The 2260-nt window shown below is 70.0% G+C and carries 1 protein-coding gene; it reads right to left on the bottom strand.

Annotated features, from left to right (window positions below):
- Positions 1-65: 65 nt before the first annotated feature.
- Positions 66-2260: FxSxx-COOH system tetratricopeptide repeat protein (gene fxsT / locus HLK59_RS49595; RefSeq protein ID WP_171148266.1), on the bottom strand; the 2195-nt coding region annotated here is incomplete at its 5' end.

The following is a 2260-nucleotide window of genomic DNA, read 5'->3' as shown; positions in this document are numbered from 1 at the left end:
GTGTATGGGGCGCGGACTGGGGTGGACAAGGTGGTGAAGGGGGCGCGGATGCATCCGTGAGGGGGTCAGGGGGTGCGCTTTTTCGAGGTTCCTTTGCGGTGGAGGGACGCCCTGAGCTTTTGGGCTTCGAATTTCCGGCCCCGGGCTTCGAGGGCGTCGGCCAGTCTGCGTGTGACGGCTGAGTAGAGCCGGTGGTCCTGTCCCAGGAACTTCTGCACACGCGCCCTTGTGTCTCTCAGGAGTTGCTCGGCCTCGGCCTGCCGCCCCATGTGGGAGAGCACACCGCCGAGACTGTCGGCCGTATTGAGGGCGTCGTGGTGGTTGTCGCCCAGGGTGTGCCGCTGCCGTTCCAGGACGACGGTCAGCATGCTGTGAGCCTCGTCGTTCCTGCCAAGGTGACTCAGCGTGAGGGCCAGGTCGTGGCCGCTGCGGAGAGCGCTTGGGTGGTCCTCCCCGAGCACCATCCGTCGTCGCTCCAGGACCTCGGAGACGAGGCGGTGGGCTTCAGGCAACCACCCGAGCTGGCGCAGCGTGCAGCTGAGGTAATGCGCAGTATCGAGGGTGTCGGGATGGTCTTCGCCGAGCGAGCGTCGCTGTAGCTCCAGAACCTCGGCGAGGGCCGTGCGCGCGCTCTCGGATTCACCGATGTCATCCAGCGCGGCGGCCAGGGCGAAAGTGGCGCGGAGCATGTCCGGATGGACTTCCCCAAGAGCGGCTCGACGCCGGTCGTGGACATCCTGATGCAAGGCGTACGACTCCTGGAAGTGCCCCAGGTTGCCCAGGGTGATGGCAAGGTCGTGGGCCGAGCTCAATGTGTCAGCGTCGTTCTCGCCCAGCACCCTCCGTCGCCGCTCCAGGATGTCCTTGACGAGCGGCAGGGCTTCCGCGTGCGCACCTAGCCCGTCCAGGGCCCAGGTCACCATGTGAGCCGCCCGCAGGGTGCTGGGGTCGTCCTTGCCGAGGGAGACGGACCACGCTTCGTGCAGCGTCCCGGCGAGGCTGCGGGCCGCATGGGGCTGGGCGCTGCGGACGAGGTAGCGGGCGGCACCCAGCAGAGTGGGGCGAAGTCGGGGGCGGGCGCTCAGGGTCGGCAGCGTCGCTGTCAGATGCGGGACGAGGGCCGCCCAGTGCGGCCAAGTAGCGGGCAACTCGGGGTCGCCGGGATCGACCGCGGTCAGCAGAGCCACGACATCATCCTGAACGGCGTCGACGGACTGACGTACCACCGCCTGCGTCAGCCGATGCACCTGAAACACATCCGGCCCCACCACCGCCAGCCCATACCGTCCAAGAGGTGCCAGCGCGCTCTCCGGCCAGAAGATGTCCTCCGCGTCCTCCGGCACACTCGCCAGTGACCCGCGTGCCGTGACCAGCCACGACGTGGGAATCGGCTCGGGCCCCAGAAACGCCGCGAGCCGCAGCACCGCGACCGCCCCCGGATGGTCGGCCTCCAGACGCTCCGCCGCGATCGTGACCGTGGCGGCCAACGACGCCGGATAGTCCGGCAGGTCGCTGCGCCCCAGAAGCTGCGCCGTGTTCGTCCCGAGCACCTCCAGATACCGATCCGCCGGAATCCCACCCCGCATCACCCCCGCCGCCTGCGCCAGCGCGAGCGGCAGGTCACCGAGGGCCTCGGCCAGCGCATCGGCCTGGCCCTCGCCCAGGTCCGGTAGCTGGCGCCGTAGGTACGCGACCGCCTCCTCCCGACGGAACACCCCCAACGACAGCCCCGGCACGATCCCGCTCCACGCCGGATTGCGGGCGGTGATCAGCACATGCCCGCCACCCTCCGGCAACCAGCTCCGCAGCTGCTCAGGATCTTCCGCGTTGTCGAGGATGATCAGCCAGCGGTCCCGGGTGCGCAGGTACTCCATGGCGTACCGCGCGTTGAACTCGACGCCCGCCTCCGGCTTCGCCACCCCCACCCGCTCCGCGAGCTCGGCGTAGCGGGTGACGACCTGTTCCCCCTGCTCGGCGTCGACCCACCAGACGAGGTCGTACTCGTCGGCGTACCGGTAGGCGTACTCCAGCGCCACCAGCGTCTTGCCGATTCCGCCCGTGCCCCGCAGGGCCTGGACCGCGGCCTGGCGCTCGGCGAGGAGTTTGCCGCGGACCTCGCCGATGACGGCCTCACGGCCGGTGAAGTGCGGGTTGCGCCGCCGGTCGCGTACGTCCCACACTCCGGCGCGGGACGGCGACGGGGACGGGAACGGGGGCTGGCCGCGCGCGAAGCCGCCGGCCACCACGATCTTTGCGGAGG

The sequence above is a fragment of the Streptomyces sp. S3(2020) genome, from assembly GCF_013044505.1.
Taxonomy (GTDB): Bacteria; Actinomycetota; Actinomycetes; order Streptomycetales; family Streptomycetaceae; genus Streptomyces.
This window is presented reverse-complemented; position numbering and strand designations above follow the sequence as displayed.